Below are 19178 nucleotides of genomic sequence, written 5' to 3' on the forward strand. Positions count from 1 at the left end.
GCGACGGCGCTGAGCACGAGCTGCCGCCGGGCGCGGGAGGCGGCCAGGGCGAACATCCGGAGCTCGTCGTCGAGAGTGGCCTTGCGGGCGTCGAGCGGCAGTCCGCCCTCGCCGCGGGCGTGCCGCAGCAGGCCGTCCGGATCGAGCAGCGAGCCGCGCTGGCGGAGGTTGGGCCAGACGCCGTCCTGCAGCCGCGCCACCACCACGACGTCGAACTCCAGGCCGACGACGGAGGAGGGCGTGCCGATGAGGACCGCGTCCTCGACGGAGCGCGGAGCGAGAGTGTCCTCGGGGACCTCCGCCTCGAGGATCTCGGTGACGAAGCCGATCGCGGAGTGCCCGGTCGCCCGCTCCACGAACCGGCGCGCGGCGCTGAAGAGGGCGACCACGCCGTCGAGGTTGCGGTTGGCCTCGGCGGCGGTCAGGCCGGTGCCGAGGGCGAGCTCGCGCCAGGAGGACGCGACGCGGCTGGACTCCCACGCCGACCACAGGAGCTCCTCGATCGAGCCCCCCTCCTCGTGCAGGCGGCGGACCCGGTCGATCGTCACGGCCAGCCGCTCGGCCTGCCGGGCGGGAGCGGAGTCGATGGTCGCGAATCGGCCGGGCGCGGCGAGGGCCTCGACCAGCAGCGGGTCGCTCGCGCGGATGCCGCCGCCGGCCAGCTCCTCCGCCCGGAGCGCGAGCCGGAGCCTGCGCAGCCCCAGCCGGTCGACCCCGCCGAAAGGGCCGAGCAGCAGCTCCGCCGCGAGTTCCGCATCGAGGGGCCGCTCGCCGATCGCGACGCCGACCAGCACGAGCAGCGCCCGGGCCGCGTGATCGTCGCGCAGCGCCCGTCCGGCGAGCACGGAGCGGGTCGGCACCTCCGCCACCGCGAGCGCCTTCACCAGCGGCTGGACCGCGGCTCCGGAGCGGACGACGACCGCCATCCGCCGCCACGGCACTCCGTCGCGCAGCCGCCGCTCGCGCAGCAGCCGCGCCACCGTCGCCGCCTCCCGCGCCGCCGTCGGGGCGTGCAGCACCAGGACGGGCGCCGGGCCCGCCTCGGGGGCCGGAGCCGCGACCGCCGCCCGCTGCCGGCCGGCCGCCGCGGTGCCGATCCGCTCGGTGGCCGCCGACACGACCGCCCGCAGCGCGGCCGAGTGGCGGTGCACGCGCGCGAGCACCAGAGTCTCGACGTCGGACGCGCCGATGCTCGCGGCGAACCGGCCGAGCGTGTCGGAGGCCGCGCCGCGGTAGGCGCTGGTCGCCACGTCCGGGTCGCCCAGCGCGATCACGGTCACCCCGCGCTCCGTCAGCGCCCGCAGCAGCACGAGCGTCGACTCGCTCGCCTCCTGGAGGTCGTCGACGACGACGAGACGCAGCGCGTCGATCCGCTCGCCGCCCTCGCCCGCGCGGATCGCCTCGGCCGCGTAGGCCGCGAACTCCGCCGCGTCCAGGCGGGTCCCCGCCTGGGGCGCCATCCACTCGACCACCTCGCGCAGCTCGTCGAGCACGTCGGCCGCCGCGCTCCACTCGCCGCGCTCGGCGTCGACCCCGAGGGCGCGGATCGCGTCCGAGTCGAGCCCGTGCTCGGTCGCCCGCATCCCGAACTCGCGGAGCTCGGTCCGGAAGGTCCGCAGCCGCAGCACCTCGGGGCTGAACTCCTCCGGCCACCGCGGGCCGGTCCCCTCCTCGAGGTGGCCCTCGACGAGCTCCGAGAGGAGGGCGTCCTGCTCGCCGCCGGTCAGGAGGGTCGGCCGCTCGAGGCCGCGCTCCTTGGCGGAGGAGGTGACCGCCTCGAACGCGAGCGAGGTCGCGGTCCGGGCGAGCGGGCCCCGGGTCGGCACTCCCAGCCGCAGGGCGAGCACGTCGCGCAGGGCGGTGGCGGCGGTGCGGCTGGCCGCGAGCACCACGACCGACTCGGGCGGGTACCCCCGCTCGAGGACGCGCTCGGCGACCAGCTCGACGACCGTCGTGGTCTTGCCCGTCCCCGGCGCCCCGAGCACGGCGGCGCTGCGGCCCTCGGGCAGCGCGAGCACCGCGCGCTGGGAGTCGTCCAGCACGACCGCGGGCTCGCCCGGGAGCGCCTCGCCGACGGAGGCTGCGGTGGAGGGAGCGGGGGTCGCGGGAGCGGTCACACGACCACGGTAGCCACCGGGTCCGACACTCCCGCCCGTCCCCGCCGGGAGCCCCGGCCGCCCGCTCCGCTCACCGCGAAACCGGCGCGGTCGTCCGAGCGCGGTCCCGTATCCTGACACCCTCGTCCCCTCCCGAAAGGCACTGCTGGTGGAAATCCGTATTGGAATGGTCAACACCCCGCGCGAGCTCAACTTCGAGTCGTCGATGTCCGTGACCGAGGTCGAGAAGACGGTGACCACCGCTCTCGAGGCCGGCACCGCCGTCCTCCGCCTCCGCGACGAGAAGGGCAAGATCTACATCGTCCCGACCGCCACCATCGCCTTCGTCGAGGTCGGCTCCGAGGAGTCGCGCCGCGTCGGCTTCGTCGCCTAGAGCGTCCCGGGCGGACACGTCGTGGAGCTCCTCTTCATCACCCTGTTCGGGGTCCTGATCGGTCTCGCCGCGCGCTACGGGCTGCCGCACCGGCACCTGCACGGCTCCGTGCTGGTCCCGGCGATCGGCGGCCTCGTCGCCGCAGTCGTCTGGGTCGCGCTGACCTGGGCGGGCCTGCCGTGGGACGGCGGCCTGATCTGGGTCCTGTCCCTCGTCGCGACCGCCGTGGTCGTCGCCCCGGTCGGCCTCTCGCTCGGGCGCAGCCGCGCCCGCCGCGACGAGGCCTCCCTGCAGGCGATGCTCTCGGGACGCGTCGCCCCCTGATCCGAGCCTGAGGCGCGGGAGTCCTCGGACTTCCGCGCCTCCGTCGTTCCGGATTCCGGGGCAGTGCGACGCCGGGAACCGTCAGGCCGTGAGCCCCAGCGCGTCCATCCGGCGCGTGTGCGAGGCGATGAGCTCGGTGAACACCGGCTCTATCCGCGACTCGTCGGAGTCGTGGTTGCCCGAGCCCATCAGTGCGGAGCGCGCCACGAGGAGGGTGTCGCCCACCAGGCGGCGGCCCCAGACGGCCAGGCGCGAGCCCAGGCGCTCGTCCGCGGCGATCTCGCGGCGGAGGATCGCGATCACGCCGTCGACGCCCGTGTCCGCGCCGAGCGTCTGCGCGATGCGCGGCCCCACGTCGGTGGGCAGCCCGCCGGTGAGGCGGATGAAGAAGTCGTCGAGCAGGCCCGCCGTGATGTACGCCGAGAGCAGCGTCTCGTGGAGGTCCGCGCCGCGGGTGAGCCGCTCGAAGGTGTCGATCGCGGGGCGGAACGGCGCCATGGCCTCGCCGGGCTCCACGTCGCGGCGGCGCAGCTCGGCGACGACGGCGTGGTGCTTCGCGAGAGCCGTGCCGGCGGCGGAGGAGATGGCCTCCTTGTCCGCGAGGTCGTCGGTCTCGGCGACGGCGCGCGCCAGCACCTCGAACACCGCGAGCTGGAGGTAGGCGACCTGGCCGAGATAGGGCAGCACCTCGGGGGTGAGGTCGGCGAGGTCGACGCGGTCGCGCTTCTGGCTCGACTCCCCGCGGGGCGTCAGGCGGGGCACCTCGAGCAGGGGACGTCGACGTCGGAACCAGGCAGCCATTTCCTCAGCATAGGGCGCCGGAGGAGCGGGGTTCCGGGGCCGGCGGGGCCGGGAGCAGTAGACTCGCCGGGATGTCACCGGCGCTGGATCGGTGACCCTGCGCCCGGAGTCGTACAGGGGCGTAGACCGTTCGACACGACAGGCGCTTCACTCCGTGACTTTCTCCGATCTGAACATCGACGACGACATCGTCGCCGCACTCGCCGCCAAGGGCATCCTCGAGCCGTTCCCCATCCAGGAGCAGACGATCCCCCTGGCCCTGCAGAAGCAGGACATCATCGGCCAGGCCAAGACCGGCACCGGCAAGACCTTCGGCTTCGGCCTCCCCCTCATCCAGGCCCTCGGCACCGACCCGGAGCCGGGCGTCAAGGCGCTCATCGTCGTCCCGACCCGCGAGCTCGCCGTGCAGGTCACCGAGGACATCGAGCTGGCCGCCTCCAACCGGCCGACCAAGATCGTCTCGATCTACGGCGGCAAGGCCTACGAGGGCCAGATCGAGCAGCTGAAGGCCGGCGCGCAGATCGTCGTCGGCACCCCCGGCCGCCTCCTGGACCTCGCCGGGCAGCGCCTGCTCTCGCTCGCCAACGTGCAGGTGATGGTCCTCGACGAGGCCGACAAGATGCTCGACCTGGGCTTCCTCTCGGACATCGAGAAGCTGTTCGCGCAGACGCCGCCCACCCGCCACACCATGCTCTTCTCGGCGACGATGCCGGGCGCGATCGTCGCGCTCGCGCGCCGCTTCATGAACAAGCCCATCCACATCCGCGCGACCGACCCCGACGAGGGCATCACGCAGGCGAACATCAAGCACATCGTCTACCGGGCGCACTCGCTCGACAAGGACGAGGTCATCGCGCGCATCCTGCAGTCCGAGGGCCGCGGCAAGACCGTCATCTTCACCCGCACGAAGCGCGCCGCGGCCCGCATCGTCGAGGAGCTCAACGACCGCGGCTTCAACGCGGCGGCCGTGCACGGAGACCTCAACCAGGAGCAGCGCGAGCGCGCGATGGCGGCGTTCAAGGCCGGCAAGAAGGACATCCTGATCGCCACCGACGTCGCCGCGCGCGGCATCGACGTGAACGACGTCACCCACGTGATCAACCACACGATCCCGGACGACGACCAGACCTACCTGCACCGCGTCGGCCGCACCGGGCGCGCGGGCAAGACCGGCATCGCGGTGACCTTCGTCGACTGGGAGGACCTGCACAAGTGGGCCCTCATCAACCGGGCGCTGGAGTTCGGCCAGCCCGACCCGGTCGAGACCTACTCGTCGTCGCCGCACCTCTACACCGACCTCGACATCCCCGCGGGGACCAAGGGACGGCTGAAGCCGACCCCGATCCCCGCCGAGGCGAAGGCCGACGCGCGCCCGGACCGGGGCGAGCGCTCCGACCGCGGCGAGCGCTCCGAGCGGGGCGACCGGCCGCCGCGTCGCCGCACCCGCTCCGACTCCGCCGACTCGACCGCTCCGCAGCAGACCGGCCCCGCTCCCTCGAGCGAGAGCAAGGAGCACCACGACGGCAACAGCGAGCCGCGCCGCCGCACCCGGTCGCGCCGCCGCTCGCCGCGCCCCGACGCGCAGGCCTGAGCCTCCGCGCCCCGAGCCCGTCCCCCCGCGATCCGTCGCGGGAGGGCGGGCTCCCGGCGTCTCAGCGGCTCTCCCGCGACTCAGCGGTGTCCCCACGCGACTCAGCGGCTCTCCGCCCCTCAGCGGTCACGGTGATCCGGCGGCTCTCCGCCTGTCAGCGGCTCTCCGCGACTCAGCGGGCTGAGGAGCGGATCGCGTCGACGGTCGCGCGCGCGGTCGTGTTCTCGCCCAGGCGGTTGGGCTTGCCCGTGCCGTGGTAGTCGCTCGAGCCCGTGGTGACGAGCGAGTACTGCTCGGCGAGCTCGCGCAGGCGGCGCTTGCCGTCGGCCGTGTTCTCGCGGTGCTCGACCTCGAGGCCGAACAGGCCGGCGTCGACGAGCTGGGGGAGGATCGACTGGACCGCGATCCCGCGGGCGCTCGCGGCCGGGTGCGCGATGACCGGGACCCCGCCCGCCGCGCGGACCAGGCGCACGGCGTCGACCGGGTCGGGCGCGTAGTGCGGGCGGTAGTAGCCGCCGCGCCAGTCGAGGATCCCCGCGAAGGCCGCGGAGCGGTCGGTGGCCAGGCCGCGGGCGACGAGCGCGTCGGCGATGTGCGGACGCCCGATGGTCGTGCCCGGGCTGGTCTGGGCGAGGACGTCGTCCCAGGTGAGGTCGTAGTCGGCCGCGATCGCGGTGACGATCGCCTCCGCGCGGTGCGTGCGGGCCGAGCGGATGCGCGCGGTCTCGGCCACGAGCCCCGGATCCGCCGGATCGACGAGGTACGCGAGGACGTGGACGCTGGCCCAGCCGACGCGGGAGGAGAGCTCCATGCCGGGCAGCAGGTCGATGCCCGCCTCCTCGGCCGCGGCGAGCGCCTCGGCCCAGCCGCCGGTCGTGTCGTGGTCGGTGAGCGCCACTCCGGCGAGCCCGGCCGCGGCCGCGGCCCGCACCAGGACGGCCGGAGCCTCGGTGCCGTCGGAGACGACGGAGTGGGTGTGGAGGTCGTAACGGCCCCCGTCGACATGCATGCGCTCATCGTAGACGCGCCGCCTGCGAGCCCTCCGATGCCCTAGTAGCCTGGGCGGCGATGGGGACGAGACTGGTGAAGACCGCGGTGGCGGTGATCGTGGCGATCGCTCTGCTGGTGGTCGCGGCGCCCGGCTTCTTCGGGATCGCCCGGGAGGCCCCCTTCGCCCAGCTGGTGCCGTTCCGGCTCGCGACGGGCGCGGCGGCCGTCGGGCTCGCCGCTGTCCTGGTCGTGATCGCGGTCCTCGTCGCTCCGGTCAGGCGCCTCGCGCTGGCCCTCGCGGCGCTCGGCGTCGTCTTCGCGCTCGTGCTCGCGGGAGTGCAGGGAGCGCGGGGCTACGACTCCGCCGCTCCGCGCGCCCACCGCCTCGCCGACGTGCGCCTCGCGACCTGGAACGTGCTGCACGACGGCGTGCCCGTCGACACGATCGCCTCGCTCGCCCGGGAGAGCGCGGTCGACGGCATCGCCCTCCTCGAGGTCTCGCAGACGCACGCGCAGGACGTCGTGAACGCGCTCAGCGCCCAGGGGATGTCGATGACCCTCCACTACGCCGGGTCGGGCGCCGACGACGGGGCGGCCCTGCTGCTCTCCCCCTCGCTCGGCGGCTACAGCGTCGACACCGCCGCGGTCGTCACCGGATCGACACCGTCCCTCGTCGCACGCCCCGACACTCCCGAGCGCCCCGTCCTCGCCGCGGTGCACACCATGGCGCCGATCCCCTCGCGCCTCGCGGAGTGGCGGAGCGATCTGCTCTCGGTCTCCGCGCTCTGCTCCGCGGAGGAGGACGTCGTGGTCCTCGGCGATCTGAACTCCACGGTCGACCACTGGACCGGGCTGCCGGGCTCGGCCGCGCTGGGCGGCTGCCGCGACGCGGGGACCGTCGCGGGCGGCGCCGCCCTGGGCACCTGGCCGTCCTCGGTCCCGCCCGCGCTCGGCGCCCCGATCGACCACGTCCTCTTCTCCGGACGCTGGGAGGTCTCGGGCTACCAGGTCGTCGACGACCGCGACGACGCCGGGAGCGACCACCGGCCGCTGGTCGTCCAGCTCTCGGTCCGCGGGATGGTGAAGGACGCGTCCTGACGTTCCTCCCCGACGCCGACTCCCCGTCCTCCTCCCCCGCCCGGCCCGTGGCGGCCCCCGCGGCCGTGCGGAGGAGGACAATGGGAGTCATGACGAACACGGAGGAGCGGACCGCCGCTCAGACGCCCGACCCCGCCGCCGCCCCGCGCCCCCGCGCCACCGCGAACCGCTCGACGACCCCCGCCTCCGACCGCTTCCGCGACTTCATCGCGTCCGGCTGGGCCGAGCGGGAGGAGCCGCTGCCTGCTCCGCGCGAGCAGGCGTCCTTCGCCGCCTCCCGCCGCGAGCGCCTCTCCGCGCTGCACACCGGCGTGCGCATCGTCGTCCCGGCGGGCCGCCTCAAGCAGCGCGCGAACGACACCGACTACCCGTTCCGTGCGCACTCGGCCTTCACCTGGCTCACCGGCTGGGGCTCCGACTCCGAGCCCGGCGCGGTCCTCGTCCTCGAGCCCGCCGGGTCCGGCCACAGCGCGACGCTCTACTTCCGCGAGCGCGCGGGCCGCGACTCCGACGAGTTCTACGCGAACCCCGAGATCGGCGAGTTCTGGATCGGGCCGCGTCCGTCGCTCGCGCAGGTCGCGAGCGATCTCGGCCTCGCCACCCGCGGGATCGCCGAGCTCGACGCGGTCCTCGACGCGCACGACGGCGTCCCCCTCGCCGTGCTGCGCGAGGCCGACCCGGCGGTGACCGGCCGTCTCGACGCGGTCGAGGCCGACGAGCGGGCGGACCGCGACGCGGCGCTCGAGCGCGACATCGCCGAGCTCCGCCTGGTCAAGGACGCCTACGAGATCGCCGAGCTGCGCGCCGCCGTCGACGCGACGGGCCGCGGCTTCGAGGACGTCCTCTCCGACCTGCCGCGCATCATCGCCCACGAGAAGGGCGAGCGCCTGATCGAGGGCGTCTTCAACGGACGCGCGCGCGCCGACGGCAACGCGGTCGGCTACGACACCATCGCCGCGGCGGGCCCCCACGCCTGCATCCTGCACTGGACGCGCAACGACGGGCCGGTGCGCCCCGGCCAGCTGGTGCTGCTGGACGCCGGCGTCGAGCAGGACAGCTACTACACCGCCGACATCACGCGCACCTTCCCGGTGGACGGCCGCTACACGGACGCCCAGCGCCAGGTTCACGAGACGGTGCGGGAGGCGGCCGACGCCGCGTTCGCGATCGTCCGCCCCGGCATCCGCTTCCGCGAGGTTCACGCCGCGGCGATGGCCGTCATCGCGCGGCGCACCGCCGAGTGGGGCCTGCTGCCGGTCAGCGCCGAGGAGGCGCTCGAGGCCGACAACCAGCAGCACCGCCGCTACATGGTCCACGGCACCAGCCACCACCTCGGACTCGACGTGCACGACTGCGCCCGCGCACGGCGCGAGATGTACCTCGACGGACTGGTCGAGGAGGGCATGGTCTTCACCATCGAGCCCGGCCTCTACTTCCAGCCCGACGACCTCACGGTCCCGGAGGAGCTGCGCGGCATCGGCGTCCGGATCGAGGACGACGTGCTCGTCACCTCCGACGGCGCCGAGAACCTCTCGGCCGGCATCCCGCGCTCGGCCGACGACATCGAGGCGTGGATGGCCCGACTGGCCCGCTGAGGCCGGTCGCCCGCGGGGAGCCCCGGCCGCTCAGGCGGCGACGGGCAGCGCGAACTCCCCGCGGGCGGCGGCGAGCGCCAGCCCGTCGAGCAGCGTCGCCAGCTGACCGGCGGGAGCGTCCGGGTCCTCGGGATGCCACTGCACACCCACGAGGGGGGCCGCGACGTGCTCGACGGCCTCGATCACGCCGTCCTCCGCCCGGGCGACGACCCGCAGCCCCGGAGCGAGCAGGTCGACCGCCTGGTGGTGCGCGCTCTGCACCGCGAGCGCCTCGGATCCGAAGAGCCCGCCGAGCACGGAGCCCGCCGCGAGCCCGACCTCGTGCCGGTGCATGCGCTGGTGAGCAGGGGCCGCCGCGTTGACGTGCTCCGCCTCCGGCCCCAGGTCCTGCACCAGCGTGCCGCCGAGCGCGACGTTGACGATCTGCAGGCCGCGGCAGATGCCCAGCAGCGGCGTCCGGCGGGCCAGCGCCCGGTGCACCAGCGCGATCTGGGCGGCATCCGCGCGCTCCGCGTGGGGGCCCTCGGCCGGGTAGCCGCGGTCGGCGCCGTACTGCTCGGGAGCGATGTCCTCGCCGCCCGCGAGGACGAGGGCGTCCGCCCCCGCCGTGCACGCCAGCAGCTCCTCCGTGCCCAGCTCCTCGGCGGCGAAGCGCTCCGCCCGCCAGCCGCGCTCGTGCGCGAGGGCGAGGATGCGGCCGTTCAGGATCTGCACGTAGGCGTGGTACTCCTCGCGGCCCGGTCGCACGCGGGCGACCTCGACGATGGCGAGCGAGCGGGTCATGACTCCATCCTGGGCACGCCGCCGCCGCTGGTCGAACCGCCGTGTCACGCGGTGTCACACTCCGGCCGTACGATCACGGAGTGACCTCGCCGAGCCCGTCCCTCCCGGAGCGCGTGCAGCAGGCGCGCTCCGAGGTCTCCGTCCTCGCCGGGACCACTCCCGAGCGCCGGGTCCGACCGCTGCGCGAGGCCGTCGAGCACGTCGCCGCCGGCGGCTCCCCCGATCCCGGCGCCCTGCTCGACGCGGTCGACTCGCTGGTCGGGCTCGTGACCCGCGCCGAGGTGCAGCTGAGCGGCGTCGAGCGCTCCGTGCGGGACGACCTGGAGCGGGCCGCCACCCTCTCGGACCTGCGCACCTCGGCGCAGCTCGCCTCCGCCGCCGACGTGGCCGTCGCGTGCGCCGCGGCACGGTCGCTCCTCCTCGACGCCGACGACGCCCGGTCGGCCGGCGCCCGCCACGATCCTGCCGCGCTGCTGGTCCTGCTGCTCGACGCCGACTCCGCTCTGGACGCCGTCGTCTCCGGATACCGCGAGCCGCGCGCCCAGGCCGAGCGCCAGCTCCTGCTGTTCGAGGCGGCGCGCACCGCGGCCCGGCTCGGTGCCGAGTCGGTGCTGCTCCTGGCCGCCGTGCACGGCGAGCGCATCACCGCGGCACCCCGGATCCTCGCCGAGGAGACGCTCGGGCAGCTGGACACCGCGGTGCGCCGTGCGGCAGGCGATCCGGCCGGCGCTCTGGACGAGGCCCGCGCTGCCGCCGACCGCGCCCGCTCCGCACTCGACGAGGCCCTGGTCGACCTCGACGGCGCACCCCCGTCGCTCCGCCCCGCGGCCGTCCCCGGAGGCCTGCCCGCGGCCTGAGGACGCAGGCACCCGGCAGCGGCGCGCGTGCCATAGTGAGGGACATGGCCTCCTTCCTCGTCGTCCCCCAGTGGCAGGGCTCGGCGTCGACGCGCGCGATGCGCCTCGTCGACGGAGCCGAGGCGATCCGGGGCGATCTGCCCTCCTCCGCCACCACGACCCTCGACATCCCCGCCGAGGCGGGCGACGCTCAGGACACCGGCATCCGCCGCTACGCCTCGGTCGCCACCGTCGCCGAGCGGGTGCGCGAGGCCCTCTCGGGCCGCACCGGTCCCGTGATCACGATCGGCGGCGACTGCGGCGTCGAGTTCGCGGCGATCGGGCACGCCGTGCGCTCGGCACCGGGCCCGGTCGCGCTGGTCTGGCTCGACGCCCACCCGGACGCGCACACTCCCGAGTCCTCCCCCAGCGGCGCCTTCTGCGGCATGGTCCTCTCGGCCGCGCTGGGCCGCGGCGTCGGCCTCCTGAGCGCGGGCGCCGAGGAGCGGGTGGCCGACGAGCGCGTCGTCCTCGCCGGTGTCCGCTCCGCCGACGACGGCGAGCTCGAGCCGCTGGTCGAGCGGGGGGCCGCGGTGCTGACCGCGGAAGCCCTCGACCCGGAGTCGCTCGTCGCGGCGGTCGAGGCGACCGGTGCCGCCTCCGTCTACGTGCACCTCGACCTGGACGTGCTCGACCCCGCCGATCTCGCCGGGCTGTTCGACCCGGTGCCCTTCGGCGTGCCCGCGTCGCGCCTCGTCGCGAGCCTCGACGCCCTCCGGTCCCGCTTCCCGCTCGCGGGCGCCGGCGTCACCTCGTTCGCCCCGTCGTCGCCGACCGCGGCCGAGGACGACCTGCCCACGATCCTCCGCCTCCTCGGCGCTCTGTCCCGCGGGGCCTGAGAGAGCCCTGCCATCGGCGCGCAAGCCCGAGCGCGTGTCGGCGGCACCCGGCAAGATGGTCGGACGCGACCGAGCGGAGGAACGATGAGCGACGAGAGACCGCGCGTGCGCACCGAGCGGCGCGGAACCGTGCTCGCGATCGTGCTGGACCGGCCCGAGAAGCGCAACGCCGCCGATCTGCGGCTGCTCGCGGAGCTGGCGTCCGCGTACGGCGAGCTCGACCGCGACCCGGAGCTGCGCGCCGGCGTCGTCCTCGCCGAGGGCGGGCACTTCACGGCCGGGCTCGACCTCGCCGACATCGGGCCCCGCCTGGGCTCCGGCGGACTCGACTTCGTGCCCGAGGGCGGTCTCGACCCGTGGGGCCTGCGCACCCGCCCCGTGAGCAAGCCGGTGGTCATCGGCCTCCAGGGCACCTGCCTCACGCTCGGCATCGAGCTCGCGCTCGCGAGCGACGTCGTCCTCGCCGAGCGGTCCACCCGCTTCGGCCAGATCGAGGTCGCCCGCGGCATCCTGCCCTTCGGCGGAGCGACGCTGCGCTTCCCCCGCGCCGTCGGCTGGGGCGACGCGATGCGCTGGATCCTCACCGGCGACCTCTTCGACGCCGAGGAGGCCCACCGCATCGGCCTCGTGCAGCAGGTCGTCCCCGACGGGACGGTCGCCGAGGCGGCCTGGGGTCTGGCCGCCCGGATCGCCGCGCAGGCGCCGCTCGCCGTGCAGGCCGCCCTGGCCAGTGCCCGGCTCGCGGTCGCCGCGTCCGACGCCGAGGCCGCGGCCGCGCTCCCCGGGGCGCTCGCGCGTCTCGCGGCGTCCGAGGACGCGCGCATCGGCACCGAGGCCTTCCTCCAGCGCACGACGGCGGAGTTCACCGGACGATGAGCGACGAGAGCACCACCGTCACGGCGCCCGGCGGCTCCTCCCTCGAGGCGCAGCAGGAGCGCGCCGCGCAGCAGCTCGAGATCCGGCTCCGCTACGGCGACCAGGTGTGGGAGCTGCGCGAGGTCGACCACTTCGCCGTCTTCTCCCGCCGCAGCACCGCACGGCGCGCCGGGCGCGTCCTCGTGGCCTCCGGCTTCCAGATCGCGATCTCGCGGCTTCGGCTGAGGCAGGTCCTCGTCGCGAGCCACCACGCCGCGGTCGACGAGGAGTCGACCACCGCGTTCCTCCGCCAGGTGATCGAGGCGGTCGAGAGCCACGGCGGCCGCTACGACGGCTGGCGGGCCGAGATCGTGCCGGCGCATTGAGCGCCGGGCACCCACACACGACGGGGCTCGACGCCTCCGAGAACCCCAGGGAGACAGCATGAGCAGCACGACGGACGAGTTCGACGTCATCGTCATCGGAGCAGGGCCGGTGGGCGAGAACCTCGCGGACCGCGCGGTCCAGGGCGGCCTCACCGCGGCCGTCGTCGAGAGCGAGCTCGTCGGGGGCGAGTGCTCCTACTGGGCGTGCATGCCCTCGAAGGCGCTGCTGCGGCCGCCGATGGCGCTCCGCGCCGCCCGTGATCTCCCCGGCGCGGCGCAAGCGGTGAGCGGAGGAGTCGACGTGCCCGCGCTCCTGGCCCGCCGCGACTCCTTCACCAGCCACTTCGACGACCACGGCCAGGTGCAGTGGCTCGAGGGCGCCGGCATCGAGCTCGTCCGCGGGCACGGCCGCCTGAGCGGCGAGCGCGAGGTGACCGTGACCGGACCCGACGGCGAGGTGCGCGTGCTCCGCGCCCGCTCCGCCGTCGCCGTCGCGACCGGCACCACCGCCGTCGTCCCCGACATCCCGGGCCTGCGCGCGGCATCCCCCTGGACGAGCCGCGAGGCCACCTCGGCCGAGGAGGTGCCGCCGCGCCTCGTCGTCATCGGCGGCGGAGTCGTCGCGACCGAGATGGTGACCGCCTACGCCGGCATGGGCTCCTCCGTCACGCTCGTCGCCCGCAGCGGACTCCTCGCGCCGTTCGAGCCCTTCGCCGGCGAGCTCGTCGGCTCGGCGCTCCAGGAGCTCGGCGTCGACCTGCGCCTCGGCGACTCGCCCGTCTCGGTCGAGCGCCGGTCCGACGGCACCGTGGCCGTGACGCTCGAGGGCGGCGACGTCATCGAGGCCGACCAGGTGCTCGCCGCGACCGGCCGCGCCCCGCACACCCGCGACGTCGGCCTCGAGACGGTGGGCCTCGAGCCCGGCTCCTCGCTGACGGTCGACGACACGATGCTCGTGCTGGGCGGCGACGGTGCTCCCCTCGGCGGCGGGCGTCCGTGGCTCTACGGGGTGGGCGACGTGAACCACCGCGCACTGCTCACGCACCAGGGCAAGTACCAGGCCCGTGCGGCAGGCGACGTGATCGTCGCTCGCGCCACCGGTGCCGAGGTCCACGACGCCCCCTGGGGAGCGCACGTCGCGACCGCGGACCACGAGGCCGTGCCGCAGGTCGTCTTCACCGACCCCGAGGTCGCGTCGGTCGGCCTGACCGCCGCGGCCGCCGAGAAGGCCGGCTACCGCACCCGCGTCGTCGACTACGAGATCGGCTCGGTCGCCGGCGCCGCCCTCGCCGCCGACGGCTACACGGGCACCGCGCGGATGGTCGTGGACGAGGACCGGAAGGTCGTCCTCGGCGTCACCTTCGTCGGCAAGGAGGTCGGAGAGCTGATCCACTCCGCGACGATCGCCGTCGTCGGCGAGGTGCCGCTCTCGCGCCTCTGGCACGCGGTCCCCTCCTATCCGACGATCAGCGAGGTCTGGCTGCGGCTGCTCGAGACCTACGGACGCGACAGCGCGTGAGCGCGCTCCGTCGAGCCGTCGCGATGGTGGCCCTGGATCCGGCGATCACCCGGCCGGGCTACCTCTTCGCGTGCGCGGTCGGACTCGCCTGGGGCGCGCTGTGGAGCACGGGCCCGATCCGGCGCAGCCACGGCCTCGTCGTCTTCACCGGTCTGCCCTCCTGGGCGTTCGGCCGCGGAGGGTCCTGCGTCGGCACGAGCTACCTCACGGGCACCAACGTCTCCGACAGCGTCCTCGAGCACGAGGCCGTGCACAAGGAGCAGTGGCGGCTCTACGGGATGTGGTTCCCGTTCGCGTACACGGTGGCGGGTCGCGATCCGCTGCGCAATCGATTCGAGATCGAAGCCGGTCTCGAGAAGGGCGGATATCTCCGTGGTCACTGACATGACGGGGCGCGTCGTCGTCCTCACCGGAGCGAGCTCCGGCATCGGCCGGGTCGCGGCGGGAGCGCTGGCGTCCGCCGGTGCCCGCGTGGCCGTGGTCGGGCGGAACCCCGAGCGCACCCGCGCGGTCGCCGCCGACGTGGGAGGGGACGCGTTCCTGGCCGACTTCGACCGGCTCGACGACGTCCGCGCCCTGGCCGACGGCCTCCTCGAGCGCTACGAGCGGATCGACGTGCTGGCGAACAACGCGGGCGGGCTCGTCTCCCACCGCGCCGAGACGGTCGACGGCCACGAGCGGACGATCCAGAGCAACCATCTCGCGCCGTTCCTGCTCACGCGGCTCCTGCTCCCGCGGATGATCGAGACCTCGAGGGAGCGGGCCGGCGTCCGCGTCGTCTCCACGGCGAGCCTCGCGAACCGCTTCGGTCGCCTGAGGCTCGACGACCTCGACAACCGCCGCGGTCCGTGGCTCGGCGGCTGGCGGGCCTACGGCACGTCGAAGCTGGTGACGATCCTCTTCATCCGCGAGCTGGCGGAGCGCCTGCTGACGACGTCGGTCGACGCGTACTCGTTCCACCCGGGCGTCGTCTCGACGAGCTTCGGTGCCGACAGCACGATGATGAAGCTGATGACGAGCCTCTCGGTCGGCTCCTTCGGCATCTCCGCCGAGGCGGGTGCGGTACCGCTGATCACCCTCGCCTCCGAGCCCGATGTCGGTGCCGCCAGCGGCACCTACTTCGACCAGCTGACACCGCACGGCTCCCTGAACCCCCAGGCCCGCGACCGCGCTCTCGCCCACGACCTCTGGACCCTCTCCAGCCGCCTCGTGGGCGTCTCGCCCACCCTGTAGCCCGCTGCCGCTCCCCGCCGCCGCCGACTCGACGCCGGGGCGGCGCGGAGCACCCGGCGCGCTCGTCGGGTGGATCTCGACACGCCCTCTCCGAGGGCTGCCCGATCAGCAGGTCTGTGCGCGGTCGCCCGACTCGGTCTGTGCCCGCGAGCTGCTCGATCAGCCGCGAGATCGGTCGGGGTGGATCTCGATACTCCCTCTCCGAGGGCTGCTCGATCAGCATGTCCGGGCGCGATCGCCCGACTCGCCGGGCACCCGAGGACCGCTCGATCACGCGCGAAATCCGTCGGCAATGACTCTCGAGGCGCCCTCTGCGAGGTCCACTCGATCAGCATCGTCCTCCGCGGCCGCGCCCCTGGCGCGCCGTCCCCCGCGGCCGCGCCCCCGGCGCGCCGTCCCCCGCGGTCGCGCCCCCGGCGCGCCGCACCCCTACGAGCAGCGCCCGGAGCGTCGCAGGGCGACGTTCTGCAAGGCGGAGGAGGAAGCGATACCGGCGGTATCGCGCCCGACGACAACGCCGCAGAACGTCGCCCTGCGGCGCTCCGGGTCAGTTGGACTCTTGGCGGCCGAGGCGCCAGTACCCCATGAACGCCACGCGCTTCCGGTCGAGTCCGAGCTCGGTGACGAGGCAGCGGCGGATCAGCTTCACGGCGCCGGCTTCTCCGGCGATCCAGGCGTAGAGGCCGGGGTCGGTGCTCTCGTCGGGGACCTCCCAGAGCATCTCGTGGTCGACGTCGATGTCGCTGACGTCCACGCCGCGGTGGTGGGCGGTGAGGAAGCGGGTGGCCCAGGCGCGGACCGCGTCGCCGAGGGCCGCTCCGGGGGCTGCCGCGTGGGCGCGGACGATCCAGGTGACGTGGACGCCGGCGGGGTGGCGGAGCGGGAGGCGGTCGTGGGCGGTGGGGACCTCGAGGAACGCGGCTCCGGTGGTGTCGTCGTCGAGGCTCTCGAGGATCGCGGCGATGGCGGGGACGGCCGTCTCGTCGCCGGCGAGGAGGAGGGAGGTGGCGGCGCCGGGGTGGAACTCGACTCCGCCGCCGGGGAGGTCGGAGCGCGTGTCGGGCGCGATGATGACGATCTGGTCGCCGGCGCGGGCGCTCTCGACCCAGGCGGAGGCCGGTCCGGTGTCGCCGTGGGCGGCGAAGTCGATGTCGACCTCGGCGTCCTCGGGGCGGACGGCGCGGATGGTGTAGGTGCGGAGCGGGTTCCGGAGCTCGTCGGGGAGCTGTCGCCAGCGGCCGTACCAGTCGGGGTCGAGTCCGTCGGGTCCGTCGGGGTCCGAGACGGAGGCGAGGAAGGCGGGGGCGTCGGAGGCTGCGGTGGGGACGACGAGCTTGATGCGCTGGTCGGGGCCGGTGCAGCCGACGTGGTCGAGGCCGGTGCCGGTGAGGGTCACGCGGATGAAGTGCGGAGCGATCCGGGTCGCTGCGGCGACGGTCGCGAGGTACGGCCGGTAGGCCGGTCGGGCGGGGGCGGCGGTCGTCGGAGGCATCGCCTCAGTCTCGCACAGAAGGTAAGCCTTGCCTAACACTCAGCCGGGACGCCCGGCGGACGGTCAGCGCGCGGCGTGCTCGGCGGAGGTGCGCAGGCGCGCCTCGACGTCGGCGGCGAGCTCGGCGACGACGGGGCCGGCCCCGCCGATCCAGGCGCAGAAGTCGTGGCGGCCGTCGGCCCACGGGTAGTCGCCGTCGACGACCGACATCTCGCCGACCCAGGCCCGGACCGCGCGGTCGAGTGCGACTCCGCGGGAGCATCGCTCACCGGTGCCGGGGGCGCCCGAGCGCTCGGAGCGGCCGAGCCAGGTGACGCAGACCCGTCCGGGGGCGGCGAGCGGCGGCAGTCCGCGCGCGTCGTCGACCTCGACGAAGACCTGGCCGCGGGCGTTCGCGGGAAGGGCGTCGAGGATGCTCTGGATCCACGGCACGACGGTCTCGTCGCCCGCGATCAGGAACTGCTTCACGTCGACCGGCGCGGAGCCGTCGCGGTCCTCGAACATGCACATCGTGTTCGAGTATAGGCAAGGCTTACCTCAGTGACCAGAGCCGGACCCTGACCATCCGCCGTGCGGCCGCGCCCGGACCCGTCACCACTGCAGCCTCCCCCGTCACCACTGCGGCGGGTGCCGCCTCTGCCAGCGCGCCCGCCGCTCGAGCTGCGCGCCGATCGCCAGCAGTGTCGCCTCGCCGCCGGGTCGCCCGATCAGCTGGACTCCCATCGGCAGGCCCTCCTCCGTGGTGCTCAGCGGAAGGGTGATCGCGGGGAGGCCGCTCACGTTCACGAAGGACGTGTACGGCGTGTAGAGGCACTGCTGCTGGAAATTGCGCTCGGGATCATCGAGGTCGTACCAGCCGACGGGACGCGGCGTCATCGCCAGCGACGGCGTCAGGACCGCGTCGACGCCGGAGAACGCCGCGATCACCGCGCGCTCGTAGCCCGAGAGCCAGGACGCCGCCCCGACGATCTCGCGGGCGGAGCGCCGGCGTCCCTCCTCCACCAGCCAGCGGGTCAGCGGCTCCAGCAGATCGAGGTCCGCGCCCTCGACGGGCAGGGTCGCGGCGCCGCTCTGCCACAGCGTCCGGAACGCGGCGGGGTACGGGGCGCTCGGGGGGAGCGACGCCTCCTCGAGCCCGTGGCCGAGCGCGGCCAGCGCGGCGATCCCCTCGTCCAGCGCGGCGCGCGCCTCCGGAGCGAGAGCGATCTCGTACTCCTCGTCCCAGGGCGAGTCCGTCAGCACGCCGATCTGGAAGCGCCCCTCTCCGCGCACCGCGGCGCCGAGGAACGAGCCGTCGCCGTCACCGGGCGCGCCGAGCGACCAGCGCTGCGGGAGGCGGCCGTTCGTCCGCTCCAGCATGCCCTCGAGCAGGAGGCCCGCGTCGGCGACCGAGCGGGTGATCGGCCCGGCGACCGTCAGGCCGCCGACTCCGCCGATGCCGGAGAGCGCGGCGACACGTCCGCGGGAGGGCTTCAGTCCCACCAGGCCGCAGGCCGCGGCGGGGATGCGGATGGACCCGCCGCCGTCCGAGGCGGGGGCGAACGGCAGCAGTCCCGCGGCGACGGCGACCGCCGCTCCTCCGCTGGATCCGCCGGCCCCGAGGCGGGTGTCCCAGGGCGTGACGGCGGGCGGGCCGATCAGCGTCTCGGTGTAGGAGGGCATCCCGAACTCGGGCGCCGCGGTCTTGCCGAGGCTGACCGCTCCCGCCGCGTCGAGCACCTCGACGATCTCGTCGGAGACGGTGGGCACGTGGTGCTCGCGCAGCCGCGATCCGGATGCGGTCCGCACGCCCGCGCGCCGCCAGAGGTCCTTGTCGCCGCTCGGCAGGCCCCAGAGCGGAGCGGTGCCGGGCCCGGTGCCGAGCGCTGACGCCCGCTCCCGCGCCCGATCGGCGGTCACCGTGGCGAAGGCGCCCAGCTCCCCGTTCCACCGCTCGATCCGGGCGAGGTAGTGATCGGCGAGCTCGAGAGGCGTGACCTCTCCGCGCTGCAGCCAGTCCCACTGCTCCTGGGCGCTGAGGTGGTGGAGTTCGAACATGGAACGACCCTATTCCGCCGCTCCGGGGAGCGGGCGGAACAGGCTCGTGGGGGTCAGGCCGCGCGGCGGCCGCTCTCGCTCGCCTCGTCGATGCCCTTCCGGGCGCCGTCGGGCACCACGGTGTCGCGGTCGATTCGGGCGCCGGTCGCGATCACGGCCGAGCGTCCGATGCGGGAGTAGCTCCCGATCCGCGCCCCCGGTCCGATGATCGCCTCGGGCCCGACGTGCACGTTCGCGCCGATGAAGGCG

At 74.8% G+C, this 19178-nt stretch carries 19 protein-coding genes and 1 pseudogene; 12 read left to right on the forward strand and 8 right to left on the reverse strand.

Going from position 1 to position 19178, the window contains the following annotated elements; translation table 11 throughout:
- The coding region (locus tag C5C74_RS14600; protein ID WP_181134714.1) for a UvrD-helicase domain-containing protein at positions 1–2117 on the reverse strand (2117 nt) is incomplete at its 3' end.
- Positions 2118–2265: 148 nt separating this feature from the next.
- Between C5C74_RS14600 and C5C74_RS14605 the strand changes: the two genes are divergently transcribed.
- Both C5C74_RS14605 and C5C74_RS14610 read left to right on the forward strand, forming a co-directional pair.
- Positions 2266–2490, forward strand: a complete 225-nt coding sequence (locus C5C74_RS14605) for a DUF3107 domain-containing protein (protein WP_104224841.1) — start codon at positions 2266–2268, stop codon at positions 2488–2490.
- A gap of 21 nt (positions 2491–2511) precedes the next feature.
- Positions 2512–2814, forward strand: coding sequence for a hypothetical protein (locus C5C74_RS14610; protein WP_104319229.1), 303 nt, complete (start codon positions 2512–2514; stop codon positions 2812–2814).
- A gap of 81 nt (positions 2815–2895) precedes the next feature.
- Here the strand turns inward: C5C74_RS14610 and C5C74_RS14615 are convergent, their stop codons facing one another.
- Positions 2896–3615 carry a ferritin-like fold-containing protein gene (locus C5C74_RS14615; RefSeq protein ID WP_104247820.1) on the reverse strand — a complete coding sequence of 240 codons (720 nt, stop codon included), beginning with the start codon at positions 3613–3615 and terminating at the stop codon, positions 2896–2898.
- Positions 3616–3769: 154 nt separating this feature from the next.
- Between C5C74_RS14615 and C5C74_RS14620 the strand changes: the two genes are divergently transcribed.
- Entirely contained in the window at positions 3770–5206 is a 1437-nt protein-coding gene (locus tag C5C74_RS14620) for a DEAD/DEAH box helicase (RefSeq protein ID WP_104224844.1), read from the forward strand.
- Positions 5207–5378: 172 nt separating this feature from the next.
- Here C5C74_RS14620 and C5C74_RS14625 read toward each other — a convergent pair whose 3' ends face one another.
- Positions 5379–6215, reverse strand: a complete 837-nt coding sequence (locus C5C74_RS14625; protein ID WP_104351783.1) for a PHP domain-containing protein — start codon at positions 6213–6215, stop codon at positions 5379–5381.
- A gap of 59 nt (positions 6216–6274) precedes the next feature.
- On the opposite strand from C5C74_RS14625, the gene C5C74_RS14630 reads away from it, so the two are divergent.
- Entirely contained in the window at positions 6275–7294 is a 1020-nt protein-coding gene (locus C5C74_RS14630) for an endonuclease/exonuclease/phosphatase family protein (RefSeq protein WP_104256196.1), read from the forward strand.
- A gap of 89 nt (positions 7295–7383) precedes the next feature.
- Positions 7384–8889, forward strand: coding sequence for an aminopeptidase P family protein (locus tag C5C74_RS14635; protein ID WP_258064188.1), 1506 nt, complete (start codon positions 7384–7386; stop codon positions 8887–8889).
- A 30-nt stretch (positions 8890–8919) separates the two neighbouring features.
- Here C5C74_RS14635 and C5C74_RS14640 read toward each other — a convergent pair whose 3' ends face one another.
- On the reverse strand, positions 8920–9672 hold the full coding sequence (locus C5C74_RS14640) for a gamma-glutamyl-gamma-aminobutyrate hydrolase family protein (RefSeq protein ID WP_104351784.1): 753 nt from the start codon (positions 9670–9672) through the stop codon (positions 8920–8922).
- A gap of 80 nt (positions 9673–9752) precedes the next feature.
- On the opposite strand from C5C74_RS14640, the gene C5C74_RS14645 reads away from it, so the two are divergent.
- From C5C74_RS14645 to C5C74_RS14675, 7 genes are all read left to right on the forward strand, one after another.
- Positions 9753–10529, forward strand: coding sequence for a hypothetical protein (locus C5C74_RS14645; protein WP_104239623.1), 777 nt, complete (start codon positions 9753–9755; stop codon positions 10527–10529).
- Between the two features lie 44 nt (positions 10530–10573).
- A complete protein-coding gene (locus C5C74_RS14650) occupies positions 10574–11407 on the forward strand; it encodes an arginase family protein (RefSeq protein ID WP_104308155.1) in 834 nt (277 codons plus the stop codon).
- An 84-nt stretch (positions 11408–11491) separates the two neighbouring features.
- Positions 11492–12283 carry a crotonase/enoyl-CoA hydratase family protein gene (locus C5C74_RS14655; RefSeq protein ID WP_104225033.1) on the forward strand — a complete coding sequence of 264 codons (792 nt, stop codon included), beginning with the start codon at positions 11492–11494 and terminating at the stop codon, positions 12281–12283.
- Positions 12280–12648 carry a ribonuclease E inhibitor RraB gene (locus C5C74_RS14660; RefSeq protein WP_104225032.1) on the forward strand — a complete coding sequence of 123 codons (369 nt, stop codon included), beginning with the start codon at positions 12280–12282 and terminating at the stop codon, positions 12646–12648. Before C5C74_RS14655 ends, C5C74_RS14660 begins: the two co-directional genes overlap by 4 nt.
- 58 nt (positions 12649–12706) lie before the next feature.
- Entirely contained in the window at positions 12707–14167 is a 1461-nt protein-coding gene (locus C5C74_RS14665; protein WP_104351785.1) for an NAD(P)/FAD-dependent oxidoreductase, read from the forward strand.
- Positions 14168–14190: 23 nt separating this feature from the next.
- Positions 14191–14550, forward strand: coding sequence for a Fe-S oxidoreductase (locus tag C5C74_RS14670; RefSeq protein ID WP_104273845.1), 360 nt, complete (start codon positions 14191–14193; stop codon positions 14548–14550).
- A complete protein-coding gene (locus C5C74_RS14675) occupies positions 14540–15400 on the forward strand; it encodes an SDR family NAD(P)-dependent oxidoreductase (protein WP_244230659.1) in 861 nt (286 codons plus the stop codon). Before C5C74_RS14670 ends, C5C74_RS14675 begins: the two co-directional genes overlap by 11 nt.
- Positions 15401–15947: 547 nt before the next feature.
- On the opposite strand, the gene C5C74_RS14680 is transcribed toward C5C74_RS14675, so the two are convergent.
- The 4 genes and pseudogenes from C5C74_RS14680 to C5C74_RS14695 all read right to left on the reverse strand — a co-directional run.
- A complete protein-coding gene (locus C5C74_RS14680; RefSeq protein WP_104351786.1) occupies positions 15948–16892 on the reverse strand; it encodes a siderophore-interacting protein in 945 nt (314 codons plus the stop codon).
- A 63-nt stretch (positions 16893–16955) separates the two neighbouring features.
- Entirely contained in the window at positions 16956–17402 is a 447-nt protein-coding gene (locus C5C74_RS14685) for an SIP domain-containing protein (protein ID WP_104227425.1), read from the reverse strand.
- Positions 17403–17504: 102 nt separating this feature from the next.
- Positions 17505–18929, reverse strand: coding sequence for an amidase (locus C5C74_RS14690; protein WP_104351787.1), 1425 nt, complete (start codon positions 18927–18929; stop codon positions 17505–17507).
- A gap of 53 nt (positions 18930–18982) precedes the next feature.
- Positions 18983–19178 (reverse strand): annotated as a pseudogene (locus C5C74_RS14695) (hypothetical protein); the annotation flags it as partial.

Origin of the sequence: Rathayibacter sp. AY1E8 (assembly GCF_002931415.1) — a bacterium.
Lineage (GTDB): Bacteria > Actinomycetota > Actinomycetes > Actinomycetales > Microbacteriaceae > Rathayibacter.